The 4,239-nt window shown below is 48.9% G+C and carries 4 protein-coding genes and 1 pseudogene; 3 read left to right on the top strand and 2 right to left on the bottom strand.

Going from position 1 to position 4,239, the window contains the following annotated elements; all coding sequences use genetic code 11:
• The 3 genes from ACR0P9_RS08445 to ACR0P9_RS08435 all read left to right on the top strand — a co-directional run.
• Nucleotides 1–487, top strand: a 487-nt coding sequence (locus ACR0P9_RS08445) for a helix-turn-helix domain-containing protein (RefSeq protein WP_432619171.1), incomplete at its 5' end; no start/stop codon positions are given.
• An 18-nt stretch (nt 488–505) separates the two neighbouring features.
• The gene (locus ACR0P9_RS08440; RefSeq protein WP_432619169.1) at nt 506–1,453 is read left to right on the top strand and encodes a carbohydrate kinase family protein; all 948 of its coding nucleotides are present in this window, start codon (nt 506–508) and stop codon (nt 1,451–1,453) included.
• Nucleotides 1,454–1,544: 91 nt separating this feature from the next.
• Nucleotides 1,545–2,114 (top strand): hypothetical protein, encoded by a 570-nt coding sequence (locus ACR0P9_RS08435; RefSeq protein ID WP_432619167.1) that lies wholly within the window; start codon nt 1,545–1,547, stop codon nt 2,112–2,114.
• Between the two features lie 498 nt (nt 2,115–2,612).
• Here ACR0P9_RS08435 and ACR0P9_RS08430 read toward each other — a convergent pair whose 3' ends face one another.
• Together ACR0P9_RS08430 and ACR0P9_RS08425 are read right to left on the bottom strand one after the other, a co-directional pair.
• On the bottom strand, nt 2,613–3,830 hold the full coding sequence (locus ACR0P9_RS08430) for a chloride channel protein (protein WP_432619165.1): 1,218 nt from the start codon (nt 3,828–3,830) through the stop codon (nt 2,613–2,615).
• A gap of 73 nt (nt 3,831–3,903) precedes the next feature.
• Nucleotides 3,904–4,239 (bottom strand): annotated as a pseudogene (locus ACR0P9_RS08425) (ketol-acid reductoisomerase); the annotation flags it as partial.

The following is a 4,239-nucleotide window of genomic DNA, read 5'->3' as shown; positions in this document are numbered from 1 at the left end:
TATTGCATTTACGCCGCCGTCATCTACAGCCACGAAAAACATGATGATGCAGCTAATTCACAGTTTCCGTCTGCCCGGTCGCATGAGTGAAACGGAACAATCGCAGCGAATTCATCGACTGCTGTGCGAATTAATCATTCTTCCCTGCACAGCCTCACTGCCATCCGGAAAAGATACCGTATCACAAGTCGTGGATTTTATCATGCAGCATTTATTTGAACCAATTTCTGTGGCAGATATTGCAGCTTCTGTCAGCTTAAGCCCTTCTCATCTATCGCGTCTGTTCAAAATACAAACAGGCTTTTCTCCGCACGAATTCATTACTTTGCGCCGCATTGATGCCGCCAAAGAACTGTTGCTGACAACCGATCTTTCTATCAAACAAATTGCCTATCAGGTCGGTTATCACAGTGAAGCGAATTTTATTACATCATTTTCCGGTAAATCCGGTATCACCCCAGCTGCGTTTCGGCGCAATCCCATTTAACCGGAAAGGAGTATTTTTATGTCTGATCTTGTTCTCGCCGGTGCTGCTATTGTCGATGTACCAGTTGTTCCGGCAGATCCGGATGTTTTTTCCCGTGTCTCAACTCCTGCGGAAAATATCATGTTGACGACCGGCGGAGACGCCATGAACGAAGCAATGGTATTATCTCGTCTCGGCAAGCAAGTACGGCTCATCACCCGCATCGGAACCGATGATGCCGGAGCATACATCAAACAAACCTGTTTACAAGCAGGTATTGACACATCGTTTTTTCAGGAACACGATGATCTCGCTACCGGCGTCAATGTCGTTCTCGTAGACAAACAGGGAGAACGCCGCTTTTTCACCAATCCTCACGGCAGTCTGCGCGCGTTGGAAGCTGCGGACATCACAATCGAATCTCTGCGCGGGGCATCTATTTTCTGTTTTGCAAGCATTTTTGTGTTTCCAAAAATCTACCCGAACCAGCTCGCCCAGCTATTTCAGCGCGTGCGGCAGCAAGGGCTGCTCGTCTGTGCAGATATGACCTTACCCAAACACGGCGAACGCCTGCCGGAAATGACACCAGCGTTTTCTCAGTTAGATTATCTGTTTGCCAATGAAGCGGAAGCAGGTGCCGTGACCGAAGAATCCGATCCCATGCGCATGGCAGATCGTCTCATCACAGCCGGTGCGCGACATGTCATCATCAAATTGGGTGCACACGGTTGTCTGCTCGCAGACCAAACCGGTCTGCGCGTACAAGTACCAGCCTGCCCAGACACGCACTGTGTGGATACGACAGGTGCCGGAGACACGTTTGCCGCAGGATTTTTTGCCGGACTGCTGGATGGTCGAGATTTTATCGACTGTGCCCGCTTCGCCAATGCCGCCGCATCGGTTTCGGTTGAATCTATCGGTGCTTCCACCGGTGTCCACAGCTTAGAACAAGTGATGCAGCGATACCGCGCAGCATATCCACGGTAAATTTCCAATTTATTCACACATTTCTTGTGCAGTATGCTATACTAATAGCGAAACAATATTGGTTTGAAAAAAATAGGGAGAGACGATACGTATGAGCTTTTTCAGTCAACTCAAAGACGAAATGCACGACAAAAACATTGATAAAGCCAAGCTGCGGGATTTGACCGCAGATCTGCCGGAGCAAGCTGCATCAGCTTCCGAACCGGAGCAAACACAAGCAAAACAGCCGGAGATTGACCCGGATTTTCCCGATCATCCGGATTACATCGCGCTAAAGCCCAAATTAACCGAAGTCACGCTGTGGAATATGCCCGCACTGCGCTTTTATCTGACGCTGATTTTTTTCTGCATTGGCATGATTGCATACGGCGTCATCAATCAGGTCTTTGACTTGGGCATGACAAAGGGTGCTGTCGGCTGGTGGCAGATCATCGGTGCCGCTGCCGGTTTCTTTATCAGCCGCGAATACGCCGAGCCGCATCTGCGCATTCCGTTCGCCAAAGGCACCTATGAGCAGAAGAAAAAGGCTGTCGATGCTTATCTAGCAGAGATGGAAGCTCTGGACAAGCACATCGAGAATCTGCACAAGATGCAGGGTGTTCCGCAGGAATCCGAAGAACAAACATTGGAAACGGTTCCGCTGGACGCTGAAAAAAAGTAAACAAAAAAAGATTCCGTCCCCCATTTGGACGGAATCTTTTTTTGTGGTCTGCGGAATAAGAGAGAGAAACTATTCTTTCAACAACAAGGAAAGGAGAGATAGAGAGATACGAAGAATAGCAATCCCAGACCACACAATATAGTAAAAAAAGTAGAAAAGGAAGGTAAAATAAAAATGAAAAAACATTTTTGTTAAGAGGTTCTTCTGTTTGTTTCGTTCCTCTTAACAATTCTTATTATAGTCATTTACAACAAAAATGCAACCTCGAAATTGTTCAAACTTCCCAATTAAATTTCGACTGTATTTGTAACAAATGCATACCATGCCAAATACGCAGGCAAAAATTCAGGTTCTATCTGTAACAATGCACCAAACGTTACATGCAAACCGGTGCAAATCATCGAGAAAAAGCAAGAAAACAGAGGATTTCTCCTCTGTTTTTTGTGTATTTTCGCAAGACGCCTATCTTTGCTCATGCAGGAAGTTTTCTGTTCTCCGTCAAAATGGTGTAACAATCTGTTTGGTGTAGATAGACGCGTTGCGGTTGCAGGCAAATGCAATCGCACACACGATAAAAAAGTATGGCAAATTCGACATACCAAACACTTCTGCCCCGATGAATACCGGCGCCAAAACGGTATTGGTCGCGCTGCCAAAGACCGCCGCATAGCCGAGCGCGGCAGTCAAATATACCGGCAGTCCAACCATACCGGACAACAGCACGCCCAGCGTCGCACCAATCGAAAACAGCGGCGTTACCTCTCCGCCCTGATAGCCTGCCGCCAGCGTGCCTATTGTCAGCACCAGTTTGAGCAGCCAATCATAGCTGTACACCGTCTGTCCAGAAAAGCAGGCGGAAATCAGATTCGTTCCCAAGCCGCAATACCGTCCTGTATGGAACAGCAGCAGCAAAGCACTCAGACAAGCACCCATGACCGCAATGCGCACAAGCGGATGTTGGAGCTTTTGTGCCGCCAAAGCTTTTGCTCGGCGCAGTCCCCATGCAAAAACACCGCCTGTCAAGCCGAACAGCACACCGAGCACTGCCAATTTTCCCAAGACTGGCAGATTCAGCGAAATATCCGCTGAAATGGCAACGGAAAATTTCTCCAATCCCAAGGCACTAGACACCCAACACGCGGTAAATGATGCTGTCACCGCCGGAACCAATGCCGCAAGTGCCAAACTGCCTGCAGACAGTACTTCCATCGCAAAGACTGTCGCGGCAATCGGTGTCTGAAACAGTCCAGAAAAACCCGCCGCCATACCGGTAATTAGAAAAATGCGCGAAGCATCGGGGATATACGCTTCCAGCCGCTTACCGAATCCATGGGAAATTGCCGCGCCAAGCTGTACTGCAACGCCTTCCCTGCCTGCACTGCCGCCAAACAAGTGCGTCAGCCATGTGCTGACCATGACAAACGGAACCAGCCGCAGGGGGATATTTTTCTCGGTTCCATGACCGACATCAAACACCAAGGACATTCCTTTGCTGCTGATGCCGCCATATTTGGCATACGCCCACACAATCAGTACGCCAATCGGTGCCAAAAACAGAACCAATGGTATGACATGCGCTGTGCGCACGGCACTGACAGCCAGCAGCACGCGCCCAAACAAAACATCCACTGCACCAATCGCCGCGCCAATGGGAATACCTAGCAGGCCGAGCAGCAGCAAAACAGCATACTCCCGTCCAATTGTTTTTGCATTCATGTGATTCCTCCTGACATAAAAAAGGGGCACCACACAATGTGATGTCCCTCTTTTATATATTGGCAAAAGCGGATTAGTTGTTGATCAGCTTGTCGTTCTCGTTGTTCCAGCTATACAGCTTACGGATTTCCTTACCAACGGTCTCAGACGGATGCTCAGCAGCCAGCTTACGCATAGCCTTGAAGTGTACCTGACGGCCAGCCGGGCTCATGTCAAGCAGGAATTCCTTTGCGAAGGAACCATCCTGAATGTCGGACAGAACCTGCTTCATAGCCTTCTTGGTCTCTGCGGTAACGATCTTCGGACCAGTTACGTAGTCGCCGTACTCAGCAGTGTTGGAGATGGAGTATCTCATGCCCTCGAAACCAGACTGGTAAATCAGGTCAACGATCAGCTTCATCTCATGGAT

It is taken from the genome of Butyricicoccus sp., assembly GCF_050872565.1.
Lineage (GTDB): Bacteria > Bacillota > Clostridia > Oscillospirales > Butyricicoccaceae > Butyricicoccus_A.
Note: the sequence above shows the minus strand (reverse complement) of the source record. Positions and strands in the feature narration are given on the sequence as shown.